This is a genomic window from Actinoplanes sp. NPDC026623 (genome assembly GCF_040638275.1).
GTDB lineage: Bacteria > Actinomycetota > Actinomycetes > Mycobacteriales > Micromonosporaceae > Actinoplanes.
Map to the genome: position 1 here is coordinate 41,228 of NZ_JBEZXZ010000022.1, position 24,690 is coordinate 65,917.

16 protein-coding genes and 1 pseudogene are annotated in these 24,690 nt (G+C 68.9%); 12 read left to right on the plus strand and 5 right to left on the minus strand.

The genetic code is table 11. From position 1 onward, the window contains the following. The first annotated feature begins 9 nt into the window (after positions 1-9). Both AB0F10_RS09795 and AB0F10_RS09800 read left to right on the plus strand, forming a co-directional pair. On the plus strand, positions 10-327 hold the full coding sequence (locus tag AB0F10_RS09795; protein WP_360621956.1) for a hypothetical protein: 318 nt from the start codon (positions 10-12) through the stop codon (positions 325-327). Continuing rightward, the gene (locus AB0F10_RS09800) at positions 318-1,892 is read left to right on the plus strand and encodes an aldehyde ferredoxin oxidoreductase N-terminal domain-containing protein (protein WP_360621958.1); all 1,575 of its coding nucleotides are present in this window, start codon (positions 318-320) and stop codon (positions 1,890-1,892) included. The genes AB0F10_RS09795 and AB0F10_RS09800 overlap by 10 nt, the downstream gene beginning before the upstream one ends. 19 nt (positions 1,893-1,911) lie before the next feature. Here AB0F10_RS09800 and AB0F10_RS09805 read toward each other — a convergent pair whose 3' ends face one another. Together AB0F10_RS09805 and AB0F10_RS09810 are read right to left on the minus strand one after the other, a co-directional pair. Continuing rightward, entirely contained in the window at positions 1,912-4,080 is a 2,169-nt protein-coding gene (locus tag AB0F10_RS09805; protein WP_360621961.1) for an alpha-galactosidase, read from the minus strand. Between the two features lie 97 nt (positions 4,081-4,177). Next, complete coding sequence (locus AB0F10_RS09810) at positions 4,178-5,233, minus strand: LacI family DNA-binding transcriptional regulator (RefSeq protein ID WP_360621963.1); 1,056 nt, start codon at positions 5,231-5,233, stop codon at positions 4,178-4,180. Between the two features lie 330 nt (positions 5,234-5,563). Here AB0F10_RS09810 and AB0F10_RS09815 point away from each other — a divergent pair, with 330 nt between their 5' ends. The 3 genes from AB0F10_RS09815 to AB0F10_RS09825 all read left to right on the plus strand — a co-directional run bounded on the left by AB0F10_RS09815 (position 5,564) and on the right by AB0F10_RS09825 (position 8,594). Next, on the plus strand, positions 5,564-6,874 hold the full coding sequence (locus tag AB0F10_RS09815) for an extracellular solute-binding protein (RefSeq protein ID WP_360621965.1): 1,311 nt from the start codon (positions 5,564-5,566) through the stop codon (positions 6,872-6,874). A gap of 107 nt (positions 6,875-6,981) precedes the next feature. Further along, positions 6,982-7,788 carry a sugar ABC transporter permease gene (locus AB0F10_RS09820; RefSeq protein ID WP_360621967.1) on the plus strand — a complete coding sequence of 269 codons (807 nt, stop codon included), beginning with the start codon at positions 6,982-6,984 and terminating at the stop codon, positions 7,786-7,788. Next, positions 7,785-8,594 (plus strand): carbohydrate ABC transporter permease, encoded by an 810-nt coding sequence (locus tag AB0F10_RS09825; RefSeq protein WP_360621969.1) that lies wholly within the window; start codon positions 7,785-7,787, stop codon positions 8,592-8,594. Before AB0F10_RS09820 ends, AB0F10_RS09825 begins: the two co-directional genes overlap by 4 nt. A 26-nt stretch (positions 8,595-8,620) precedes the next feature. Here AB0F10_RS09825 and AB0F10_RS09830 read toward each other — a convergent pair whose 3' ends face one another. Next, complete coding sequence (locus tag AB0F10_RS09830) at positions 8,621-9,364, minus strand: FadR/GntR family transcriptional regulator (protein ID WP_360621971.1); 744 nt, start codon at positions 9,362-9,364, stop codon at positions 8,621-8,623. A 160-nt stretch (positions 9,365-9,524) separates the two neighbouring features. Between AB0F10_RS09830 and AB0F10_RS09835 the strand changes: the two genes are divergently transcribed. The 3 genes from AB0F10_RS09835 (at position 9,525) to AB0F10_RS09845 (ending at position 15,021) form a co-directional block, all read left to right on the plus strand. Next, a complete protein-coding gene (locus tag AB0F10_RS09835) occupies positions 9,525-10,676 on the plus strand; it encodes a BNR-4 repeat-containing protein (RefSeq protein ID WP_360621973.1) in 1,152 nt (383 codons plus the stop codon). 417 nt (positions 10,677-11,093) lie between these two features. Next, entirely contained in the window at positions 11,094-12,842 is a 1,749-nt protein-coding gene (locus tag AB0F10_RS09840; protein WP_360621975.1) for an alpha-galactosidase, read from the plus strand. 136 nt (positions 12,843-12,978) lie between these two features. Beyond that, complete coding sequence (locus AB0F10_RS09845) at positions 12,979-15,021, plus strand: PQQ-dependent sugar dehydrogenase (protein ID WP_360621977.1); 2,043 nt, start codon at positions 12,979-12,981, stop codon at positions 15,019-15,021. Positions 15,022-15,099: 78 nt separating this feature from the next. Here AB0F10_RS09845 and AB0F10_RS09850 read toward each other — a convergent pair whose 3' ends face one another. Continuing rightward, positions 15,100-16,644, minus strand: coding sequence for a glycoside hydrolase family 88 protein (locus tag AB0F10_RS09850; protein WP_360621979.1), 1,545 nt, complete (start codon positions 16,642-16,644; stop codon positions 15,100-15,102). 479 nt (positions 16,645-17,123) lie between these two features. On the opposite strand from AB0F10_RS09850, the gene AB0F10_RS09855 reads away from it, so the two are divergent. From AB0F10_RS09855 to AB0F10_RS09865, 3 genes and pseudogenes are all read left to right on the plus strand, one after another. Then, entirely contained in the window at positions 17,124-19,313 is a 2,190-nt protein-coding gene (locus AB0F10_RS09855) for a discoidin domain-containing protein (RefSeq protein ID WP_360621981.1), read from the plus strand. A gap of 85 nt (positions 19,314-19,398) precedes the next feature. After that, entirely contained in the window at positions 19,399-21,366 is a 1,968-nt protein-coding gene (locus AB0F10_RS09860; protein ID WP_360621983.1) for a glycosyl hydrolase family 28 protein, read from the plus strand. 1,111 nt (positions 21,367-22,477) lie between these two features. Next, a pseudogene (locus tag AB0F10_RS09865) lies at positions 22,478-22,882 on the plus strand (FAD-dependent oxidoreductase); the annotation flags it as partial. 489 nt (positions 22,883-23,371) lie between these two features. Here the strand turns inward: AB0F10_RS09865 and AB0F10_RS09870 are convergent. Next, positions 23,372-23,968, minus strand: a complete 597-nt coding sequence (locus AB0F10_RS09870) for a hypothetical protein (protein WP_360621985.1) — start codon at positions 23,966-23,968, stop codon at positions 23,372-23,374. Positions 23,969-24,001: 33 nt separating this feature from the next. Here AB0F10_RS09870 and AB0F10_RS09875 point away from each other — a divergent pair, with 33 nt between their 5' ends. Continuing rightward, entirely contained in the window at positions 24,002-24,652 is a 651-nt protein-coding gene (locus AB0F10_RS09875) for a GNAT family N-acetyltransferase (RefSeq protein WP_360621987.1), read from the plus strand. The last annotated feature ends 38 nt before the right edge of the window (positions 24,653-24,690 follow it).

A 24,690-nucleotide genomic window follows, 5' to 3' on the forward strand; every position in this document is an offset into this window, starting at 1 on the left:
ATGGCAGTGATGAGTGCTTGGGAGTTTCCGGTCATGGCGATCCTGCTGCCGGCCGCCAGGTTCGGCAAGCCGGTCTGCCCGCACGCCGGCGGCGTCGGGCTCTGCGAGCCGGTCCAGCACCTGCCGAGGTTCGACTACGTCGCGGTCTCCGGGACCACGCAGGACCGGATCATCGAGTACGTGGAGCACCTGCACGACCACTTCGTCGACCCGGTGGAGACCCGGCACGGGGCGTACCGGGCGCGGTCCATGCCCGGTTTCTCGGGGCAGATGAAACAGTCGTCACCGCACCGGCACGGCTACCCCGGCGGGTCCGCATGGGCCTGATCACGGTCAGCCTGGACGGCGGCCTCGTCACCGGACCGAGCGTCGTCGACGGTGATTACGACGGCCCGGTGGCGGCGCTGCGGCACCTGCTCGCGTCGGTCACCGGACCGACCGATCCGGCCGACGCGCCGCTGGCGCTCGTCGCCGGCACGGTGGCTGGCGCGGGGGCACCCGGCACCGCACGCTGCGCGGCGGTGGGCCTGTCGCCGCTGTCCGGCGGCGTGGCCGAGACGCGGGCCGAGGGACCGTACGCGGCGGGTCTGCGGGCCGCCGGGGTCACCGGGATCGTGCTGTACGGGCGGGCGCCGGCTCCGGTCTGTGTCGTGGTGAGCGGGAGTGCGGCCTGGCTCGAGCCGGCCGGTGACCTCTGGGGTCTGGCGACCGGACCGGCCACGGACCGGTTGCTGGAGCGCTACGGACCCGGCGCCGCGGTGGCGGTGATCGGGCCGGCCGGCGAGCAGGGCGTCCCGTACGCGTCGATCGTCACCTGCCGGCACCATCCGCTGCCGCGACTGGGCCTGGGCGCCGTGCTCGGCGCCAAGTTCGTCAAGGCGGTCGTCTGCGTCGGGCAGGCCGTGCCGCCGGTCGCGGACCCCGACCGGGTACGGGTCGTCGCGGAGCAGTACGCCCGCGACGTCCGCGATGACCGTCTCTCGGTGTGGCAGCGCGACCGGCCGGGCTTCGGCGTCTGGAGCGGCGAGCCGGGGTACGCCCCGGTCGACCAGTTCACCGACACCACCCGAGGCGGCGGCGTCGGCACCGTCCCCGAGCACATCGCCCGCACCGCCACGATCGCTCCCTGCCCGAGCTGCCCGACCGACTGCATCAAGGTTTACGCCGGCGCCGGGTTGCACCAGGAGGCGCTGGCCATGCTGGGCCCCAACCTCGGCAACCCCGACCCCTGGCCGGAGCTGAGCCGCCACGAGCAGCAGGGCACCGACCCGGTCTCGGCCAGCGGCACGCTGACCGTGCGGAACGTGGCGATTCCGCCGTTCGATCCGCGGGTGCAACCCAACCTGGGACTGGCCTACGCGGTCGCGCCGATCGGGCCGCGCTACGACATGGTCGAGCACGACCTGGACTTCGACCCCGACGAGGGGCTGCCGGCGAGTTATCCCGAGTTGCGCCGGCTCGGTGCCCGGGTGCCGCGCCCCCGGGGCGAGTTGGACGTCTGGCGCACCGCGCAGCTCATCCGGCTGTGGAGCGGGCTGGACGCGCTCGGCGTGTGCCTGTTCGCCGCCACGCCGACCCGCCCGCTGTCCTTGGACCGGGTGACCGACCTGGTCGAGGCGGTCGACGGGCGGCGGCCCGACGTGCTGGTGCTCGGCGCCACCCGCCTCGTGCTCCAGCACCAGGTCAACCGGCGGCTCGGGCGCGGCGACGAGCAGACGCTGCCGGACCTGTTCTTCACCGAACCGGTGCGCACCGGCCGGTACGCGGGCGCGGTCCTGGACCGGACCGCCTTCACCGCGGCGGCCACCGAACTGCGCCGCATGCTCGGTTTCGGCGCGGACGCCGAGCCCTCGGCGTCCGGCCATCCCGATCCTCGGCGGCAAGGCCGATGACGGGCTCATTCGACCACGGTCATTCCCTTCTCGGCCCGCCGGTGATCATGGTCGAATCTCCTCCATCGACCTGCCCGTCCGCGCGGACCTCGAACAGCACCGCCTGCGCCGGGTCGAGGAACGGCGCGGTCAGCCCGACGGTCGCCAGCACCGCGCCCGGAACCCGCACCGGCCGCGACGCCAGCCACGGTGCCCGTTCTGCGACATCCGCCCTCGGCAGGGCGATCTCCGGGCACGGCGTCACGGTGTAGATCGCGCCGGGGTCCAAGCCGGGCAGGCGCAGGCGCGGCGGGGCCGGGTCGACGCCGATGTCCAGTTGGGCGTAGGCGAATACGCCGTGCCGGCCATCGAGCGCGACGACCCCGTGCAGCCACGCCCGCGAATCCGGGTGGTCGGCGTTGACCCGGCGACCGGAGTGGATCAGGGGGCGGAGCCGCTTGTACACCGCGATCCATGCGGTCAGCGCGTCCAGCTCGGCGGGGGAGCATCGGGTGACGTCCCATTCGATGCCGGCGTGCGCGAACAGGGCGGTCGTCAGGCGGAACGGCAGGTCGGCGACGCGGCCGGTGATGTGGGCGCGGTCGGCGCCGACGTGGCTGCCCAGCAGTTCCGGCGGCAGCAGCAACCCGGTCCAGCGCTGGATCGCCTGGCGTTGCAGGGCATCGTTGGTGTCGGAGGTCCAGACGCGGTCGGTGCGTTCGAGAATGCCGTAGTCGATGCGCGCGCCGCCGCCGGCGCACGACTCGATTTCCAGGCCGGGGTGGCGGGCGCGAAGCTCTTCCAGTAGTCGGTAGACGGCGTGGGTCTGCTCGTGCACGCCCGCCCGGCCGTCGTGGACGGCTTCCAGCAGGTCCCGGTTGTGATCCCATTTCAGGTAGTCGAGGCTGTACTCGGCGACGAGGCGGTCCAGGTGGTCCAGCAGGTAGGCGTGGGCGTCGGGGTGGGCGACGTCGAGGACCAGCTGGTTGCGTTCGGGTTCGGGCAGTCGGCCGGGTGCGGCGAGGATCCACTCGGGGTGCTCCCGGGCCAGATCGGAGTCCGGGCTGACCATCTCCGGCTCGACCCACAATCCCATCGCCATGCCGAGTTCGCGGACCCGTTTGACCAGGGGGTGCAGCCCGTCGGGCCAGACGTCTCGGTCCACGGTCCAGTCGCCGAGCCCGGCGGTGTCGTCGCGCCGGCCCTGGAACCAGCCATCGTCCAGGATGAACAGTTCCACGCCGAGCCGCCCGGCGCATTCCGCCAGCTCGGTGAGTTTGCCGAGGTCATGGTCGAAGTAGACGGCCTCCCAGGTGTTGAGGATGACGCGGCGAGGTGTGCGCGGATGGCCGGCCCGGGCACGGAGCCGCTCGTGGAGGCGGGCGGCGAGCCCGTCCAGGCCGGTGCCGGACCAGGCGAAGAAGATCCATGGACTCTGGTACGTCCGGCCCGGCGCGAGCCGGATCTCACCGGGGCCCAACAACTCGCCGCCGGCCAGCACCGGTGCGGCTTCCGGCCGGCGTTCCAGCCAGTGGACGTGATCGCCGCTCCATCCGGCGTGCACCGCCCACACCTCTCCGGCGCCGAACCCGAATCCCGGAGTCCCCGCGACGAGCAGGCCGGTCGCGTCGTGGCCGGTTTTGCCGCGCCGCGACTCGCGCAGGGTGATGCCGTGGCGCACCGGCCCGCGTTGCGGGCTCCGTTCGGCGGCCCACCGTCCGGTGAAGTCCAGCACCTCGGTCGCCTGCCCCCCGACGGGCAGCTGACAGGACGCCGCGTCCAGGGTGAAGACGGAGTCGCCCTCGTTGCGGACCTCGATGCGCATGCGGACGACCCCGGACGGTTCCATGACGATCTGGACCGCCACCGCGACTCCGGCGTCGGCGTCCCGGGCCGAGATCCGTAACGCGTTTCCCTCGATCGCGTACTCGTCGACCGCGAACCGCAGATGCGGCCACTCGCCGTCGCGGTGCCCGGACACTCCGGGACGCCCGCGCCAGCCGTCCGCTTGGCCCGGGACGACAGTGAAGTGCATCCGCGACTCGACCGACGGCGCGACGGCCGCCCGCAGGCCGGTCAGATCGGCGGTGTCCAGCAGCCCGGGATCGCCACCCCAGTGCAGGATCCGGGGCAGGCCCGGCCCCGTGGCATCCAGGATCAGTGCCGATCCGGCGGCGGTCAGGACCGATATGCGAGGCTGTTCGGGCATGGCGGAAACCTTCCGAGGTGGTCGAGCGGTCGGCCGTCGTGCGCCCATCGGCCGGTGGGTCGGTGCGGGCCGGTGCAGTGGCCGCGAGGTGGTGCCGTCAGCGGACCCGCGGCGGCGCGGTCGAGCCGCGGACCACCAGTTCGGTGGGAAGACGCAACGGCGCCGGCGCCCGGCCGACCGTGGCCGCCGAGCCTTCGATGAGATCCAGCAGCGCGGCCACGGCCCCCGCCCCCATCGCGTCGGTGTCCTGGCGGACGGTGGTCAGCGAAGGTTGCGTGTAGGCGGACAGGTCCACATCGTCGAACCCGGTGACGGAGACATCGTCGGGCACGCGCCGCCCGTGCTCGTGCACCGCCCGCAGCACGCCGATCGCCATCATGTCGCTCTCCGCGATGATCGCGGTGAGGTCGGGCCGCCGATCCAACAGATCGTTGGCTGCCTGGTACGCGCCCTCGGTCGACCAGTCCGATCGCCGCGCCAACCCGGGATCCTCGGCGATCCCGGCCTCCGCGAACGCCGCCCGGATGCCGAGCAGACGATCGCCCCCGGACGGGTCGGTCTCGGTGCCGGTGATCCGCGCGATGCGGCGGTGCCCCAGTGCGATGAGATGCTCGGTGATCGCCCGCGCGCCCTCGGTGTTCTCCGAGGCCACCCAGGTGGCGCAGGGACCGGAGGCGACCGCGTCGATGAACACCGTCGGCAACCGAGCCTCCACGAGTGCCTGGATCCGCACGTCGCCGGGCGGGCAGGCCACCATGATCGCGCCGGCCACCCGGCGCGCCCGGAGCCGCCGAAGGTAGCTGTGGCTGCGGGTCTCGGCCTCGTTCGGGCGTGAGGGCAGCAGCAGGTCGTAACCGGCCGCCGCGGCGCCCGATTCAATGCTGCGCAGGACATTGAGATAGAAGTAGTGCTTGGGCTTGGTCAGCTGCGACAGCGCCCACATCTCGTCGGCGAAGAAGCCCAGCGCAATGGTCCGCGACGGCCCGCCGGACAGTGACTGCGCGGCCATGTCCGGCACGTAGCCCAGGCTGGTTGCCGCCGCCTCGACCCGGCGCCGGGTGTCGTCGTTGACGTTGGCGTTGCCGGACAGTGTGCGCGACACCGTGGCGCGGGAGACGCCGGCCAGGCGCGCGACGTCCGCACTGGTGGCCACGATCCGACCTTTCGTCCGTAGAGAGTGCAGGTGTGCACCGCCCTGGCCCGATGGCAGGGTTCCGCCGTGCTCGCCCGAATCCGGCGCGAACACGCGTTCTTGCGGTACGCACCATCATGCGGGGCATCCAAAGCACTGTCAATGAGCCCGAAACTGCTTGCCGCAGGCCCACAACGTCAATCTCTTGACCCCTGCCGACGGCAGGCGTAGCTTCGCCATCACTCCACCAAGAACGCGCGTTCATGAACGATCCACATTCCACCGCACCTCGCCGACGGTAGTCATCCGCATGAATCTTGCTGTCTGAGACCCGTGTCGAGAGGTAATCCCATGAATTCACCTGGAAGCATCGGATCCACTGCTCCAAGGTTGCTGGCGCGCGCGGTCGCGGCCGCCCTGGTGATCTTCGCGTCGGCCGCCTGTTCCGCCACTGACTCCGCGTCTTCGGCGGGCAAGAAGGAGATCACCTTCCTGGTCTTCGAAACGCCGAACCTGACCCCGGCATACTGGGACGCGGCCATCAAGCGGGTGACCGACAAGTTCCCGGACATCACGGTGAAGAAGCTGGTCTCGCCGGATCAGGACCGCACCAGGTACGCCAAGCAGCTCGACTCCACCGGCCAACTGCCGGACGTGATGATCGCGGTGTCACCCGCCGGCTTCGCCGAGGCCGGCAAGCTGTACGCGTTCAACCCTGATGAGCTCAAGGACTTCGAGTTTCCCAACAACGGAGCGGTCAAGGGCAAGGTCTATCAGCTGCCCGCCAACACGCAGACGATCCCGGTCGTCTACTACAACAAGAAGCAGTTCGCCGCCGCGGGCATCACGGCTGAGCCGAAGACCTATGCGGAGTTTCTGACCGCGGCACAGAAGCTGAAGGCCAAGGGCATCCAGCCGCTCGTCACCGGCGGCGTGCACGACAACCTCGGCGTGTTGTTCGCTGGGATAGCCGGCACGGACGTCTACGCGAAGAATCCGACCTGGATGGCCGACCGCCGGGCCGGCAAGGTGAAGTTCTGCGACGCCGACTGGAAAGCCGCCGCGGCCAAGCTGGCCGACCTGTCCGCCAAGGGCTATGTGAACAAGGGTGACGTCTCGCGCGACTACGCGGCTACGCAGCAGGCCTTCCTCGACGGCAAAGGCGCGATCTACCCGATGGGCAACTGGTTCGCCGGCGCGCTCGATGATCCCAAGACCAGGCCGGCCTTCGACGTCGGGCAGCTCACCTGGCCGTCCGACGACGGCACGATGGTCGTGCCCGCGTTCACCGGCGGTGGCCTGCTCGTGAACGCCAAGGCCAAGAATCTGGACGCGGCGCGGAAGTTCGCGCTCGCATTCCAGACCGACAAGACCAACATGGACGCCTCCGCCAAGAACGACGGCCTGTTCGTAGCGGTCAAGGGCTTCAGCCCGCCGTCGGACGTCGGCCCTGCCTTCAAGGCCGGCTATGACCTGTACGCCAAGGCGCTGGCGGCCAAGGCCGTCGTTCCCTCGATGGGCTTCGAGGCCGGCGATGACGGCTTCCTGCCCGGCGTCGGCGCCAGAGTGGACTCTTCCCTGGTCGATCTGGTGTCGGGCACCAAGACCGTCGATCAGGTCTGTTCGTTCCTCGACAGTGAGTGGCAGAAGGCCGCCGGCTAGCTCCGACTCCGCCTGCACCGCAAGAAGGGAGATCCGCCGTGCGCCGACGAAATCCATGGCATTTTCTGTCGTTCGGCGGGCCTGCCGTCAGCGTCTACGCCGCGTTCGTGCTGCTGCCGATCCTGATCAGCGCCGCCTACAGCCTGACCAACTACAACCCGTTCAACCCGCCGACCAAGTGGGTCGGGTTGCACAACTATCGGCTGCTCTTCGCGGATTCGGAGTTCCGCACGTCGTTGCGCGTCACCACGATCCTCACCCTTATCGTGGTGGTGGTGCCCAACGTACTGGGCCTCGCGATCGCCGCGCTGCTCGATCGGCCCGGGTGGTTCTACAACGCGCTGCGCAGCGTCTTCTTCGTGCCCGTGGTGCTCAGTTCGGTCGTCGTGAGCGTCATTTGGACCCGCCTGCTCGACAACGACGGACTGCTCAACCAGGCGCTGCGGGGACTCGGGATCGACGATCCGCCAGGATGGCTGTCCGATCCCCACTATGCGTTGTACTCGTTGGGCGCCATCATCTCTTGGCAGATGCTCGGGTTCTGCGTGGTGGTGTATCTGGCCGGCCTGCAAGGGGTACCCACCGAACTGACCGAAGCGGCGGCCATCGACGGAGCCGGCGCGTTCCAGCGGTTCTGGCGGGTGACCTGGCCGCTGCTCGCGCCCGCATTGACCGTCAACACGGTCATCCTGCTGATCTCGGCGTTCAAGGTCTTCGACCACGTGCAGATCATCACCCGCGGCGGGCCAGGCACGGGTACGACCGCGACGATCGCCTACGTCATCCTCGGAGAGGCCTTCGTGTCCGACCACCCCGGCTATGCGTCGGCCGAGGCGATCGTCATGCTGCTCATCATCGCCACCGCCGCCGCGGCCGCGCTGAAGGTCCTCCAGCGCAGGGAGATCAACCTATGAGGCGCAAGGCTCTGGCGGCCGCCGTCGCAGCACTCTTCTTCGTGCCGCTGTACATGGCGCTGGTCAACGTTTTCAAGCGGGGCCGGCTGATCGCCCCGTCTCCGGCCTCGCTGCCCATCCCGCCGACGTTGGACAACGTCGAGGCGGTGTTCACCCGCACCGACCATCTCTTCTGGGTCAGCCTCACCAACAGCCTCATCGTGACCTCGCTGTCGATCGGCATCCTCACCGTCCTTTCCGCCATGCTCGGGCACTACCTGGCCCGTACGGCCGGCCGTGGGGCGCGATGGCTGACCCTAGTGCTCCTCAGTGGACTGATGATTCCGCCCCAGGTCATCCTCAAACCCGCCACCGACGTGCTGCGCGAGATCGGCCTCATGACGACGTTGCCGGGCCTGATCCTGTTCAACGTCGGCTACTACGTACCCTTCGGTGTCTTCGTTTTCACCGGTTTCATCCGCTCGATTCCCGTCGAGTTGGAGGAGGCGGCCTCGATCGACGGCGCCACCCGCATGCAGGTCTTCTGGCGCATCGTGTTTCCCCTGCTGCGCCCCGCCACCGCCAGCGTGCTCATCTTCCTGGGCGTCTGGATCTGGAACGACTTCCTCAATCCGCTGATCATCCTCGGCCCGTCCCTGGGCACGACCATCACCACCGGCATATACCGCTCGATCGGCCAGTATCAGCAGGACTTCGGCGCGCTCTTCGCCTTCATGTTCCTCGCCACCCTGCCCGTGCTGATCTTCTTCCTGCTGCTGCAGAAACAGTTCGTCAAGGGTCTCACCGGCGGAGCGACGAAGGGATAGACACATGTGGACCACGCAGGACGCCGCTACCGCGGGCCGGGTTTCAGCCGCCTCAGTGCCTCGCCGACGTTGCCGTCCGCTCCGAGCGCGCGACGCAGCCAGTCCTCCACGCCGGCGATGTGCACCGTGGCCCACGACCGGGCCAGCTCGGGTTGGCGCGCCGCGAGCGCCTGATGGATCGCCCGGTGCTGCTCGAGCGTACGGTCGACGGCGTGCTCCTGGGTCCGCCCTCGCCACACCCGGGTGCGCAGCGTCGGCCCGGAGACACTCTCGATCAGCGAGGCGAGCACCGGGTTGCCGGAGCCGACGGCGATCCGCCGATGGAACTCCAGGTCCGCGGCGATGAGGGCGTTGAGGCCGTCGACGTCGTCGGCGTCCGGTCCGTCACCCGTCACCGCGATCAGGGTCGTCAGCGATTCGATGTCGTCGTCGCTCATCGTCAGGGCGGCCATCGCGGTGGCCGCCGGTTCGAGGATCCGGCGTACCTCCAGCAGGTGCAGCACGCTGTCATCGCCGTGGAAGTCCAGGACGAACCCCATCGTGTCGAGCAGCACCTCGGGTCGCAGGCTGGTCACGTACGTGCCGTCGCCCTGGCGTACGTCCAGCACCCGGATGAGCGAGAGTGCCCTCACCGCCTCCCGCAACGAGTTGCGGGACAGACCGAGGCGGCCGGCCAGATCCGCTTCTTTCGGCAACCGGTCGCCCGGGCGCAACTCGCCGGAGACGATCATCGCCTTTATTCGCTCGATCGCCTCGTCCGTCAGGGCCATGAAGCCAAGGATAGGTGGCCGGGTCACCGGTCCGGCGTCGGCGGGCGGCTGTTCGACCCCTGTCCCGGGCGGCCCTGTCCCGCCCTCTCGATCGCTGATGGGAGTTTGCTATGCGCACCCAGGCACTCGTGGCCAACCCGGCGCCCGTCTCGGCACTGCCATGACGCCGCCGACCGCGGTCGCCGTGTGCGGCGACCGGCTTCCCGTCGGGGACGGCCTGTACGACGCTGTCTCCGGCAAGACCTTCGTCTGCCGGGGCGGCCACCGCGAGGACGACTACGTGCAGGCGTACGACCATCACGGCCGTACCTGGTCGGCGCCCGTGCGAGTGGCGGGCGGCGACGACCCGCCCGGTCATCCGACGATGATCCAGGCTGCCGACGGCCACCTGCTGGTCTTTCGCGGCCTGCGCGACGGGCAACTCCGGATGGCCCGTTCGGCACGGCCGCGCGCGATCGACGGCACGTGGATGGACATCACCATCGGTGCGGGGCAGGGTGCGACGTACCCGATGCCGTTACGCACCGGCGACGGCACGATCTTCGTGTTCATCCGGGAGACCGCCGGCGACCCCGACCGGGGCCGTCCGACCGGCACCCGGCCGGTGACGTTCGTCCGATCCACCGACCACGGCCGGACCTGGCGCAGCTCCGCGTCGTTGACCGGCCACCGCCGGGCGATCGCGTCGCTCGATCGGGCGGACCACATGAATGAGATCCACGTCGGCCAGCTCCGGTACGAGCCCGCGACGCCGCTGTACCCGGAGCGGGTCGCCATCGTCTACACGCTGGCCGGCTGCGGCCCCGAGGGGCGCCTGCACGACCGGCACCGCCGAAACCTCTACTACACCCATTTCACGCCGGCCGACCTGCACTTCCACGCCGCCGACGGGCGTGATCTGGGCACCACGGTCGACGACGCGAGCCAGGAGGCCTATCTCAAGGTCGTCGACACCCCGCCGCGGAGGCTTGATCTCCGCTCACCCGACCACATCAGCCTCGTCGGCAGCACGCTGGCCGCCTGGCCGTTCGTGGTGTGGATGGAGCCCGGCCCGGACGGCCGGGTGCGCGATCGGGTCGCGCTCTGGTCACCGCTCGGCGGCTGGCGGACCAGGGAGGTCGCCACCGGCGTCCGGGTCCGGGACATGGAACGCCTCGACGGGCAGACCTGGCGGGTGTACGGCACCGACGACGCGGGCGCACCCGGCATCGCGACGTACCGGTTGACCGCCGGCAGGGACTGGCGGTTCGAGTCGGCCTCCGCGACGCCGGGGGCCGACCGGCATCGGCTCGAGGACGCGCCGTCGGGGTAGGTTCGCCGCATTTCCGGGTTGTCTCCCGCGCGGCCGGGCCCCGCGGCCGGTGGGTGCTGTGCCGCGCTGATCGTGCGGCCGTGCTCAGTAGGGACATTTTGTGTGGCCATATGTGTCAACCGTGCGTGGCTCTCCGCGCATTACGAACAAACCTTGACGTAAACGAACGTGGCGAGGTTTGATGATTCTGCTCCGGTGCCGTCCAAGTCGGGGCGATGACCCACGGAGCGCCGGACCGACTCGATCCGCCCACCCGAGCCGTCCCGTGCGCCGCCATTCTCACGCGCGAGCATCCCGCACACCCTCGGTCGTCGTCTGCCGTCCTTGAGCCCGGGACGGACGTGTCAGCGTCCGCGTCCCGTGCTCGGCGACCCCCGCCGCGAGCGTGAAATCCACCATGCTTTCGAGGGAGACAGGATGCATCCACAGTGGAGGTACCGGGCCCGGCGACTACTCGCCTGGCTGGCCGCGGTGACGGTAGCGGTGGGCTTGACGACGGTGGTCGTCGCCGGCGCTCGGCCCGCGGCGGCGTCGGACAACGGCTTGTCGATCCGGCCGGCGATGGGCTGGAGCAGCTGGAGCTTCGTCCGGCGAACGCCGACCGAGGCCGTCATCAAGGCGCAGGCCGACGCGATGAAGAACAGCGGTCTGTCCGCGCACGGCTTCGTGTACATCAATCTCGACGACTTCTGGATGAGGTGCGACAGCAACGGCCCGATGGTCGACAGCTTCGGCAGATGGGTCGTGGACACCGCGAGGTTTCCGAGCGGCATGAGGGCGCTGGCCGACTACGTACACAACGACGGTCTCAAGTTCGGTCTCTATGTCACGCCGGGCATCGCCCAGAACGCCGTCATGCAGAACACGGTGATCGCCGGCACCGACCGGCACGCGGCGGATATCGCCGACACCAGCAAAACCGAGAAGAACTACAACTGCCGGCACATGTACTACATCGACTACAGCAAGGCCGGCGCGCAGGAGTTCATCAACTCGTGGGCAGCCCAGTTCGCCTCGTGGGGAGTCGACTATCTGAAGATCGACGGCGTCGGCAGCCAGGACATCCCCGATGTGCGGGCGTGGGCGAGCGCGCTGCGCGCCTCGGGCCGTCAGATCAACTACGCCCTGTCGAACAATCTGGCGATCGCCGATGCGAGCACCTGGCGGCAGTACGCCAACAGCTGGCGAACCCAGGGCGACCTCGAGTGCTATTGCGGGCCCGGCCCGAACGGCAGCGGCTATCCGATCACCGACTGGTCGCACGTGCTGACCCGGTTCGGCTCGGCGGCGTCCTGGCAGCCGTACGCCGGCCCGGGAGGCTGGAACGATCTGGACTCGTTGGAAATCGGTAACGGCGACCGGATCGGGCTGACCGTCGATCAGCGCCGGTCGCACTTCACGCTCTGGGCGATGGCGGCCTCGCCACTGCTGCTGGGCACCGACCTGACCCATCTCGACGCCACCGACACGGCGATGCTCACCAACGACCGGCTCATCGCCGTCGATCAGGACGGAGTGGCCGCCAGGCGCATCGTCAGCAGTGGCGGCAATCAGGTCTGGAGCAAGCGGGAGGCGAACGGCGACCACGTGGTGGCCCTGTTCAACACCGCCACGAGCGGCTCGTCGACGGTGAGCGTCAACTGGTCGCAGGTCGGCTTCTCCGGCAGCGCCCAGGTCACCGACCTGTGGTCCGGTGCGGACCGTGGCGTCATCACCGACACGTACAGCACGACCCTGCGGCCCGGTGAGGCCAGGCTGATCCGGGCGACACCGGTGTCCGGTGGCGGCAGGGTGACCATCGAGGCCGAGGCGGCCGGCAACACCCTGGCCGGTGCCGCCGCCGTCGCCACCTGCTCGACCTGTTCCGGCGGGGCGAAGGTGCGCTTCATCGGTAAGAGCGCGGCGAACTACGAGACCGTCAACAACGTCGCCGTGGGCGCTGCCGGCAGCCGGACACTGACCATCACCGGTGAGGTCAGCGGAACCAGGACCTTCTTCGTCAGCGTCAACGGCGCCGCCGCCGGCCAGGTGGCACTGACCGGCGCCAGCTGGTCGACTCCGGTCAGTGCCACCACCACCGTCTCGCTCAACGCGGGCGACAACACCATCAGATTCTTCAACGACACCGGGTACGCCCCCGACCTCGACAAGATCGCGATCGGCTGACCCGGCGACGGGACCGGTCACCCGCCGATGGCGGGCCGGCGGACGCTGTTCGTGCCGGTCCGTCGTCGGCCGGGCCACGCGTTGTCCCGGTGCAAGCTCCACGCCATCCACATCAGATCAGGTCTTGGAGGAGCGCATGCAACGAAGGACGAGACTCTGGTTCCACGCTCTGCCGGCCGCCGTCGCGGTGGCCGCGATCCTTCCGCTGGGACAGCCGGCGCACGCGGCGGCCGTCCGGTATCAGGCGGAGAACGCGACGATCTCGCACGGCGTCGTCGAGTCCAACCACGCCGGTTACACCGGCACCGGGTTCGTCAACTACGACAACGCGGTCGGCGGCTTCGTCGAGTGGTCGGTACCGGCGACGACCGCGGGCAACCTCAGCATCGCGATCCGCTACGCCAACGGGGTGGCCAACGGCGCCAGCGTCGACCGCCCGATGGACATCTCCGTCAACGGCACTCTGGTGCGCACCGGGCTGTCGTTCCCGAGCACCGGTGACTGGGACACCTGGCAGACGGTGACGTTCACGGTCGGGCTCTCGGCCGGCACCAACCGGATCCGGGCCACCGCGGTCACGGCCAACGGCGGACCCAACGTCGACGTACTCGACACCGGGGTACCGGGCGACACGGTCCCGCCGGCCGCGCCCGGGCAGCCCGCCTGCAGTGCCGTCACCGAGAACAGCCTGACGCTCACGTGGGGTGCGTCGACCGACAACGTCGGCGTGGTCGCGTACGACATCTACCACGACGGCAACAAGATCAGCGAGGCCGCGGGGACCGCCACCTCGAAGTCGCTGACCGGTCTGCAACCGCACGTCGAGTACCGGCTGTCGGTCTTCGGCCGCGACGCCGCGGGCAACGTCTCGACGAGCAGCCCGCAGGCGACCTGCACGACCCTGCCGGGCTCCGACCCGCAGGCGCCGTCGGCGCCGGCCGACTTCACCACCGCCAACGCCGCGGGAAGCAGCGTGGACACCTCCTGGACGGCGTCGACGGACAACGTCGGGGTGACCGGGTACGAGGTACGCAGCGGCGGCTCGGTGCTCAAAACGGTCGGCAACGTGACCTCGACGACGGTGACCGGACTGGCCTGTAACACCGCGTACACGCTGGCCGTGGTCGCGAAGGACGCGGCTGGCAACGTGTCGGCGCCGAGCAACGCCCGGTCCATCCACACGTCCGGCTGTACCGGGGGCGTGCCGTCCAGCATCACCACCATCTCCACCGGCTGGACGATCCCCTGGGGCATCGCCTGGATGCCGGACGGGCAGACCGCGATCGCCACCGAACGAGACTCGTTCGCGGTCTTCAAGGTCACCCTCGCCGGAGTACGCACCCGGGTCGGCACCGTGCCGAACAGCGTACAGACCGACGGGGAGGGCGGCCTGCTTGGCGTGGCGGTCGACCCGAACTGGAGTACCAACCACTTCGTGTACCTCATGCACACCGCGTCGGAGGGCAACCGCATCGCGCGGATGACATACAACGGCAGCACGCTCACCGGGTACACCGCGCTGGTCACCGGGATCAAGAAGAACCGTTACCACAATGGTGGCCGGCTGGCCTTCGGTCCGGACGGGCGCCTCTACGCGACCACCGGTGAGGCGCAGACGCCCGCTCTGGCGCAGGACAGGAACTCGCTCAACGGCAAGGTCCTGCGGATGAAGACGGACGGCACGCCGGCGCCCGGCAACCCGTTCCCCGGCTCGCTGGTGTACAGCTACGGCCACCGCAATCCGCAGGGCCTCGCGTGGGACTCCCGGGGGCGCCTGTGGGAGGCCGAGTTCGGCAACAGCCAGTTCGACGAGCTGAACCTCGTCAAGCCGGGCCGCAACTACGGCTGGCCGGCCTGCGAGGGCACCTGCAGCGTCTCGGGCATGGAGAACCCGAAGCGCCAGTGGTCGGTGAACTCCGCCTCGCCGAGCGGGATCGCGATCGTGCGTGACGTGGTGTACATGGCGGCGCTGCGTGGCGAGCGGATGTGGCGGATCCCGCTGCAGGACGGCGAGAACACCGGCACGCCGACGTCGTACTACGTCGGCACGTACGGGCGGCTGCGCACGGTTGTCAAGGTGCCGGGCGCCGACCAGCTCTGGCTGAGCACCACCAACTGTGACAACAACGGAGGCGCGGCCGACGGATCGGACAAGGTCTTTCGGATCACGATCGCCTGACCGGCGTACCGCTCTGTCGTACCACCGGAGAAGGGCGGGTCCGGCATCCCGCGGGACGCCGGACCCGAACGGCCTTTCCTACCGCATCTGCTCGTTCATGATGAGGAAGGCGCCCAAGCCGTGGAAGTCGTTGGTCGCCCGGGTGCGGCCCACGTAGTACCCGTAGTCGCCGACGTTCGTGCCGATCGAGATGTCGGTGAGATCCGTGCGGCCGTCGCTGCCGAGCGAGATCCGGTTCAACACACCCTGATAGCCACGGTCGGCGCTGACCTGGTACCCGGCGCCGACGTAGCGGCGCTGCACGGCGAGGTCGATGGTGTACGTGTACATGCTCGAGCACGACGTCTCGGTCCAGTCGTCCGAGCGGCTGCCCTTGTCGACGACCTGGAACCACCGTCCGGTCGCCGGATCCTGATACGTGGCGAAACCGCGCACCAGGTTCCGCACGATGCCGATCAGCGCGGCACGCCTGGGGTGGTCGGCCGGGATGATGTCGAGGATCTGCACGGTCGCCATCCCGAACCAGCCGATCGCTCGGCACCAGTACTCCGGTGCCAGGCCGGTGGCCGGGTCGGCCCAGCTCTGCGCGCGTTTCTCGTCGTACGCGTGCTTCATCAGGCCGTTCGGCTGTTGCAGGTGCGAGGCGTAGACGACGAGCTGCCTGGTCGCCTCGTCCCACGAATACGCGCTGTCGCCCACTATTCCGCCGTACTCGGCCAGGAACGGCATCGCCATGAACACGCCGTCGGACCACAGCTGCCACGCCCGGCTGTCGCTGGTCGCGTGCCAGAAACCGCCGTCGGTGGTACGGGGATAGGTGTTCAACCGGTTCCGGATCATCGTCGCCGCGGTGCGGTACCTGACCTGCCCGGTTTCCGCGTACAGGATCAGGAGCAGCCGGCCGGCGAGCATGCTGTCGAGGTTGTTGAAACTCTGCCCGATGTTCCCGGAGCTGTCGACGAATCGATCGACCCAGCTCTTCACGAACGTGAGGTATGCCGGGTTGCCGGTGCGTTTGTACACCGCGTACTGGCCGAGCAGATAGAGCCCGACCGGATAGCCCCAGCCGCCGATGCTGCTCGGCGTGAAACGTGCCATCGTGGACCGCACCATCTCGACGGACCAGTCGGTGCCGGCGGTGCCGTCGTCGATGGTGAGCGAGTCCAGGTTCGCCATGCCGTTCGCGCCGGTGCTCGTCAGCCGGATCGTGTTGGTGCCGGCGGCCGGAGTCGTGCTGACCGTTGCCGTCCGCCAGGTCGTCCAGTCGCCGGTCGCGGCGAAGTTCACCGTGCCCGCCGCGGCGCCGTTGACGGTGATCGCGGCCGGGCGGTCGGCGCCGCCGCCGTTGGCGTACCGGAATGCCAGCGTGACGGATGCCGCCCCGGCGACGCTCATACTCCACTCGACGTAGCTGCCGATCTCGTTGGTGCTGTTCACGAAACCCGTACCGGTGAAGCCGGCATGGTCGCTGTCGACGGTGCCGTGGAAGATCGTGGCGTGCTCCGCCTCGTAGTTGACGGCTGGGGACGGCGCCGCGGCGCGAACCGGTGGGGGCGCGCCGGCCGCGGGACCGGCGGCCGCCAGGAGGGTGGCGCACAGGACGGCGACGGTGTGGGGCGTCATGCCGGGTTCCTCTCCGATGGTCGTGACGCCCCGGTGTGCGCAACGCGGGACCGAGGCTCGGCGGCGCGGCCGAGGGGTCACCGGCATCCATCGAACGGTTCCCGCTACGGGGAGCGCGGTCTGGACCGCTCGCCGTGCCCAACGGCGTGGCGTGACCGGCCGCGTCTCGCCCGCGCCGGCGACGTCGCTCCCTGTTCGGGTCCCGTCCGGTCGGTGGCCCCTCGACCGGCGGTCAGCCGGCTCGGACCCCGTCGCCGTGCCAGGTCCACGCCAGGGCTGGCCGGCGAGGGGTCCGAGCCGGGCCGACGAGGGGAACGTATCGATAGGACTCCGAACAGTCAACCGATTCATCGGATCAATGTTTAAGTCTTCCATCGAATAAGACCGATGTGTACCATCCCTAAAGAGATACAAGGCGAAATAGATCGGATCTTTGTCGTCCAGGAGGGCTCAGTGACACGGTCGTCTGGGAGGGTTCAGTGACACGAAATCGCCTCTGGGCGAGGCTGCGCGTCTCGTCGATCGCCACGCTTGTCCTCCTTGGCTCGCTGGCGGTGTTCGGCGCCCCGGCGGCCCATGCCGAGCTGCAACATCCGCGCCAGCAGTTCCTCCGCGGCTCGACCGCCGGGCTGTTTCTGCACTGGGGACTGCGCACGTCGCCGCAGCACACGAACTGCGCCACGTGGGAGAACGACGTCACCAACGGCGGGTGGTCCGCTGACTACTGGGTCAACGAGGCCAAGAAGCTGCACGCGCAGTACCTGGTGCTCACGTCGTTCCACAGCCGCCTCGGCTATGCCCGCGCCTGGCCCTCCTCGATCCCGGGCAGCTGCAGCACGAAACGCGACTTCCTCGGCGAGCTGATCACGGCGGCCGACACCCAGCATCTGAAGGTGATCCTCTACATGACCGACGACCCGCAGTGGCACAACCAAGGGCTGCCGTCGGGCGACTGGCTCAACTCGTCGGCCTACTCGAGCTACAAGGGACACGCCGTCGACCTGACCGTCCGCGACGGCTTCGGTGAGTTCAGCTACGACAACTTCGTCGAGGTCATGCAGCGGTATCCGAACCTCGGCGGCTTCTGGATCGACAACGATAACCAGTACTGGATCGACCATGGACTCTACGAGCGGATCCGGGCCGACCGGCCGAGTTTCACGCTCAGCAACAACAACGAAGACACCCCGATCATGGACATGATCAGCAACGAGCAGAAGAGCGGCATGACGCCCGGTTACGACTATCCGCAGGCGGTCTACACGGCGGCGCCGCGGCTCATCGAGGCCGACTTCAAACTGCCCGCGACCGGGGCCTGGTGGTACGACGGGTCCAACCCGTCCGTCGACCGCAAGCTCACGCTGGGCCGGCTGATCACCAACGCCGGCTCCTCCGTCAAGGCGCTGATGGCCGAGACCGCACAGGTCAACGGCCGCTTCCCGAGCAACCAGGAGTCGTTCAACAACTTCGCCGACACGTACCTCGAGGGAATCTGGCCCTCGTTGCACGGCACCGAGGGCGGCGGATACATGTACGGCGGCCTCAAGCCGGGATTCTGGAACGACGGTGCGCACGGGGTCACCACGATCAGCAAGGCCAACCCCAACCTGCAGTACCTGCACGTGCTCACGCCGCCGTCGACGAACACGCTCAAGGTTCGCGACAACGGGTATGTGGTGACCGGCGTGACCAATCTGCGCACCGGAGCGGCGATCAGCTACTCGCAGAGCGGCGGCACCTTGACGCTCTCCGCGCTCGGCTCCTGGGACACCTACGACACTGTGTTCACGGTGACGACGAACGGCCGGCCGGGGATCTACCCGCCGTCCTCTTACACGATGAGCGCCGGCGCGTCGGCGAGCGGCCACCCCGCTTCCGCCGCGGCCGACGGCGACTATCTGACCTACTGGAACAGCAACAAGACCACTCCGGTGTCGCTGAGCTTCGACCTCGGCTCGACCAAGCGTGTCCAGTACATCGGCGTGAACCAGCGGGAAGACTCGGTGAGCTACGCCCGTTCGGCGACCGAGCAGTCTGCGCGGATCAAGAATTATCGCGTCTACTTCTCGGCCGACGGCACCAACTGGGGGAGTCCCGTCAAGACCGGGTCGCTGCCGAGCGCGCGCGGCGTCGCCATCATCGACCTGCCCGCCGCCAACACCCGCCACGTACGGCTCGAGGTCGTCGACACCTATGCGGCGTCCACCGACAGCACGCGGTACAAGCGGCTCGGCATCGACGAAGCCTGGATCGGTTCGGACTACCCGGGAGGCGGAACCACACCGCCGACCCAGCGCTCGTACGAGGCGGAGGCGTCCGGCAACACGCTGAACGGCAACGCCGCCACGAACACGTGCTCCGGATGCTCCGGCGGCTCGAAGGTGCGCTTCATCGGCAACAGCGCCAACAACTGGGTGACGGTCAACGGCGTGACGGTCGCGTCGGCCGGTAGCCACCAGCTCACCATCCACGGCGTCGTCAGCGGTACGAGGATGTTCTTCGTTTCGGTCAACGGCGGGCCCGCGATCCAGGTCCCGCTCACCGGAACGGACTGGGCGACCCCGGTGACCGCCATGGTCAACGTCTCGCTCAACACGGGCGCCAACAGCATCAGGTTCTTCAACGACACCGCCAACGCACCCGACCTCGACCGGATCGTCGTCGGGTAGGCGCCCGCCGCGACTCGCCCCGCAGCAAGGTGCCGGGTCGACCGCGCCGGAGCCGGTACCAAACCATCCACTCTGGAGGCGAAGCATGGGCAGAAACAGTCGCGGACTCGCCGGCTGGCACCCAGCCGGATGGCTGGCCGCGCTCTCGGTACTGGCGATCAGCGCCACCCTGATCGTCGCCGACGGCGACGCGTCGGCGGCCGGCACCTTCAACATTCGTGACTACGGCGCGACCGGCAACGGCTCGAGCAACGACACCCCCGCCATCCAACGGGCGATCAACGCCGCCGCTGCAGCGGGCGGCGGCACGGTACGCGCGCCGTCGGGCACCTACAAGTCGTCCAACTCGATCCACCTGAAGAGCAGCATCACGATCCAGCTCGACGCGGGTGCCACGATCATCGGCGCGTCCGGTACCGGCTACGACGCACCGGAGTCGAACCCGTTCGACCAGTACCAGGACTACGGGCACAGCCACTTCCACAACGCGATGATGTGGGGCGACAGACTCACCGACATCGCGTTCACCGGCTCCGGCACGATCGACGGCGGCGGCCACCTGATCACCGGCAACCCCGACTCCGGGCAGGCCGACAAGATCCTGTCGTTGACCCGGTGCAACCGGCTGACGCTCAACGGTGTCCGGTTCCGCCGCGGCGGCCATTTCGCGATTCTCACCAACAGCTGCAACAACATCACCTCCGACGCGCTGCGCATCGACACCGCGAGCGACCGGGACGGCTGGAACGTCATCAGCGCCTCGAACGTCACCGTGACCAACGCCGACATCGCCGGCAACGACGACGCGCTCGTGTTCAAGAGCGACTACGCGCTGGGCGCCAAACTGCCCAACGGGCACGTGAGAGTCACCGACTCACACCTCTCCGCGGGCTGCTGCAACGCGCTGATGTTCGGCTCTGAGACGTGCGGTGACTTCTCCGACTACACATTCCAGCGGATCACCATCACCGGCGCCGACAAGTCCGGGCTCGGGATGGTCTCGATGGACGGCGCCGACATCTCCGACGTGCACTACCGGGATATCACGATGACCGGCGTCCGGTCGCCCATCATGCAGAAGATCGGCACCCGACGACGCTGCGGCAACAGTCCCGGAGTCGGGCACATCAGCAACATCACCTACGACAACATCACCGGTACCGGGGTCAGCCCGTCGTTCAGCCCGACCCTGTGGGGCGAGTCCGGCGGTAACCGGATCAGCGACGTGACCTTCAACAACGTCAACCTGACCGTTCCCGGCGGCAACGGCACGATGTCCACCGGCGTGCCTGGCAACGACCCGAACAACTACAACCCGAACAGCATCGGTACGCGGCCGGCGTACGGCTGGTACCTCCACAACGCCAACAACATCACGTTCAACAACAGCTCGGTACGGTTCGCCTCCAACGACGGCCGTCCGGCGGTCATCGCGGACAACGGCAGGAACCTCAGGTTCGACCACTTCACCGTGGAACGCGGCAGCAACAGCCCGTACGACCTCGGCTTCCAGTCGGTCACCGGGTACTGCGTGTCCAACAGCGGCTCCCCCCGGATCCACTCGTCCGGTTCCACCGCGTCGTGCGGCACCCCGCCGGACACGGTCACCGTGACGGCGGAGGCGGAGAGCGGCACGATCATCGCGCCGATGCAGGTCAAGAACGACAGCAACGCCTCGGGCGGGCAGTACATCGCGGTGACGGCGGGCAACAACAGCAACTCGGCGCCGCCGTCCAACGGTTCGTCGGTGATCCCCTTCACCGTGACGGCCGCCGGCACGTACAAGTTGTGGGGCCGGGTCATCGCGCCGACCAACAAGGACGACTCATTCTGGGTACGCGTCGACGGCGGCACCTGGGTCGACTGGAACGACATCACCCCGGGCGGCTCCTGGCACTGGGCGAACGTCACCGACGACGCGAGCAGCGACACCCCGGTCGTGGTCAATCTCGCCGCCGGGGCGCACACCATCAGCTACGCCTACCGCGAAGACGGCACCCTGCTCGACCGGGTGCTCATCACCAACGATCTGAACCTCGTGCCGACCCTCTGAATCACCGTGGCACGTGGGCGGTCCCCGGACCACCCACGTGCCACGCCGGCCCCGCGGAGGTCCGGTGGCGTCCCGGACAGCCTCAGAAGAACGGACGATCCGTATCGGCGGGCGCGCCGGGAGACGGCCGGCGGGCGGACCGGCGGTACGTACAGCAGGCGGTGGGCGGAAGTCGGGTGCCGGCCGGCATCCCGGCGTGCCGTACCCGTACAACCGGGGTGCCGGAGGCGGCGGCAGGTAGACGTTAGGTAGCTCCAGCAGTGGCAACGGCTTGGCCTGTGGGCGAGGCGGCGTCAGAGGGGCCCAGCTTGTCGCTGTTCCAGCACCAAGCGACGCGAGTCCACTGATCACACAGCGTTATGGCGGGTGGCTGATCGCGACCCCGATTGCCGATGAGAATGCATCGTGACCACCTGGCTGGCCCACGCATGAGCTCGTACGAGGCCGTACGAGGCTGCGAGGAACCGGGCGGTATCCCGATGGCGCATTCCGGGCAGGCCGACCAGCACCGCGTGATCGATTTCTACGGCGAGCATGTCCTGCCCCGCATGCGATTCCATCAGCGGTGAGGACCGGGTATCGAAGCGGGAAACGACGCTGCTTCGCTGCCTTGCCGTCCTGTGACGGCTTCGGCGTCGCCAGAATGATGTGATGGACGTCCGGTTCGGGCCGCCGCTCACACCGTGGCAACGACTGGCGATCATCGCGGTGTCCGGCGCGGACGTCGATGGTGTTTCGGCCGCTACCGTGACCGGCCCCGCGAGGAGGGGGCCCTCGCGCTGCGAGACGTCAGCTGCGGTCCCGTCGTGCTCGGGATGTGTCTCGGCGCCGCGCTCCGCGATGTGGGGCTCGACGCTTTCGGCGGCGTGCAAACTTGCTCACCTGTATCGCGCGGCCGACGCGGACGAGCGGGCAGCCGCGACGAATCCGCGATGGCGGCGGGAACATCGCACCGATACGGGCGGCGCATCCGTAGTTCACCGTCGCCGCCGTTCATCGGCCGCGGCGGTGACCTGTGCCGACGGTGTGCGGCGGCCGGCCGCTGTTTCTCACCCCGATCGACGGGTACGCGAGGGTGTATCGGGTCGGGTCGACAGATCAGAGCAGGACAATGGGGCGTGCGCGCATCGTCATCGTGGGAGCCGGGTTCGCCGGCTTCCACGCAGCCCGGACCCTGCTGCGCAAGGCCCGCGGCGCCACTGAGGTGGCACTGCTCAACCCGACGGACTACTTCCTCTACCTGCCGCTGCTCCCGGAGGTCGCCGGCGGGGTCCTCGATCCGCGGCGGGTCACCGTGCCGCTCGCCGACACGCTGCCGGGGGTGCGGCTGGTGTTGGGTCAGGCCGACGGGGTCGACGTCGACGCCCGGACGGTGTCGTGGACGGGCCCGGAAGGCAATCGGGGCACACTGGGCTACCACCGGTTGGTGCTGGCCGCGGGCAGCGTCAACAAGTTGCTGCCGATCCCCGGCGTAGCCGACCACGCGCACGGCTTCCGCGGCATACCGGAGGCGTTGCAGGCCGTCGGGCTGGCCCGTGACCTGCTGCTGCAGGCCGAGCGCATTCATCCCGGCGCGGTGGTGGACCAGGGCTTCGTCACTCTCCTACCGGGGGAGTTCACCGTGTTCCACGTAGCCCGCCATCACCGGCAGCACCCTCGACCTGTCGCCCCGGCAGATCCGGATGTTCGGCGTCCTCTTCCCCGCCAAGAACGTGTTGGCCCAGGTGACGGCCGGCGCCACCACATACCCGCTGCCGCCGCTGCCAGCTGGGCTCGCGTACGGGGCGGTCGACGTCCAACCCGACGGCCTGCGCCTGCACCTCAGCGGCGAAGACGCCACGCTGTCAAAAGGCATCCTCGGAAGGACCGGATGCTAAATCGATGATCCAGCATGCCGGGTCGGCGGGTCATGACCGGCTTCGCTGCCCTCGGCTGGCCGGCGTCCACGTGGGTCCTTCACGCCATGTACGAGAACTCGGATCCGTCACAGCACACGCTTTACGGCTCACGACGCTTGGAGGCTGCCGTCTGGCCGATCCCCGGCGGTCGCCTGTTCCATGCGACGCGCGTGTCGCAGGCCCATGAGCCCGAGTGCCAGCAGGATCACCGCCCCGACGAAGGCGCCGATCGCCGCCAAACCCGCGATCGTGCCCATCGTCGCGAACGCGGCCCCGTAAAGCAGCAGACCGCGCAGGGTGTTGCCCTGGAACAGGGTATTGCGTAGCCCTGCCAGTTGCAGGCCTTCCGGGCTGGCCTTCTGCTCCGGAGTCATCACGGTATACGCGCCGCTGACCTCCGAGTAGGCCTTGCCGCCGGAGGCCGCGTTCATGTGGGCCTGGATGTAGTGGTCCGCATACGCCTTGGCCTCCGGTCCGGTGTCCATCGGACTGCCGGCATAGGGCTTCAGCGCGTCTTGATCGGCTGGCGGGAGTGACTGCAGAGCGGCGCCCTCGGGCATGGTGATGTCCTGCACGCTGAGCTGAGACTCCACCTCATTCCCGATGTAGACGTACGCGTAGGCGAGCAGCCCCCCGGCAACGAGAAGGACGGCCGCGATCAACAATCCGGTAGCCGAGATCAACTTATCGAACGATGCACGCATAGCCGAATTCCTCTAGTGAGTATATGGGAGTAAATGTTCCCCCAGGGACGCTACCCTTCGACCGGTATCGGTGGCGGCGTCTTCGCTCATAGGGGCCTGGGTGCCGCGGCCGAGGTCGAGGCGCGGACCGCGCGGTACGGCCAGAACAGGTTCGCCGCGGGCAAGGTGGAGCTTGAGACCGGCATCCTGTTGACGCTGTTCAACGCGGTCCTGGGGCTGCAGCAGGAGGGCAAGGCCGCCGCGGCCGTCGCGGAGTCCGCGCTGACCGGCGAGAGCCTGCCCGTCTCGAAGGGCACCGAGGCCGTCGCCGGCGGCGCGCTGGTCGCCATGGCCGACGAACGGCTGCACCCGCCCGGCTGGACGGAGATCAGCGCGGTCTGCACCGACCCCGCCCACCGCGGCCAAGGCCTGGCCACCCGCCTGGTGCGGGCGGTCGCAGGTATCCGTGCCCGCGGCGAAATCCCGTTCCTGCACACATCTACCAGGGGTCTACGCTCAGCCCGTCTCCACCCTGGCCCGCGAGCTGATCCGGCTACGGACCGGACGACCCGCCGCCGCTCGGGCCCGTCCCGATCACCTCCGACCCGAACTACCTCGCCATGGTCGGGCGAGACCGAGAGTACCGACCCGATTGACCGCCTGTCCGGCGAACAGGCGGAGACGGCCCGCGTCCGGGTGGTGTAGAACCGGCCGTACGGGGAAGTCACCGTCGTGGCTGGATC

Excerpts from the sequence above, each read along its gene's own strand:
- AB0F10_RS09795 (WP_360621956.1), top strand. The coding sequence starts at position 10 with ATGAGTGCTTGGGAGTTTCCGGTCATGGCGATCCTGCTGCCGGCCGCC.
- AB0F10_RS09800 (WP_360621958.1), top strand. The coding sequence starts at position 318 with ATGGGCCTGATCACGGTCAGCCTGGACGGCGGCCTCGTCACCGGACCG.
- AB0F10_RS09805 (WP_360621961.1), bottom strand. The coding sequence starts at position 4,080 with ATGCCCGAACAGCCTCGCATATCGGTCCTGACCGCCGCCGGATCGGCA.
- AB0F10_RS09815 (WP_360621965.1), top strand. The coding sequence starts at position 5,564 with ATGAATTCACCTGGAAGCATCGGATCCACTGCTCCAAGGTTGCTGGCG.
- AB0F10_RS09825 (WP_360621969.1), top strand. The coding sequence starts at position 7,785 with ATGAGGCGCAAGGCTCTGGCGGCCGCCGTCGCAGCACTCTTCTTCGTG.
- AB0F10_RS09830 (WP_360621971.1), bottom strand. The coding sequence starts at position 9,364 with ATGGCCCTGACGGACGAGGCGATCGAGCGAATAAAGGCGATGATCGTC.
- AB0F10_RS09835 (WP_360621973.1), top strand. The coding sequence starts at position 9,525 with ATGACGCCGCCGACCGCGGTCGCCGTGTGCGGCGACCGGCTTCCCGTC.
- AB0F10_RS09840 (WP_360621975.1), top strand. The coding sequence starts at position 11,094 with ATGCATCCACAGTGGAGGTACCGGGCCCGGCGACTACTCGCCTGGCTG.
- AB0F10_RS09845 (WP_360621977.1), top strand. The coding sequence starts at position 12,979 with ATGCAACGAAGGACGAGACTCTGGTTCCACGCTCTGCCGGCCGCCGTC.
- AB0F10_RS09850 (WP_360621979.1), bottom strand. The coding sequence starts at position 16,644 with ATGACGCCCCACACCGTCGCCGTCCTGTGCGCCACCCTCCTGGCGGCC.
- AB0F10_RS09860 (WP_360621983.1), top strand. The coding sequence starts at position 19,399 with ATGGGCAGAAACAGTCGCGGACTCGCCGGCTGGCACCCAGCCGGATGG.
- AB0F10_RS09870 (WP_360621985.1), bottom strand. The coding sequence starts at position 23,968 with ATGCGTGCATCGTTCGATAAGTTGATCTCGGCTACCGGATTGTTGATC.
- AB0F10_RS09875 (WP_360621987.1), top strand. The coding sequence starts at position 24,002 with ATGTTCCCCCAGGGACGCTACCCTTCGACCGGTATCGGTGGCGGCGTC.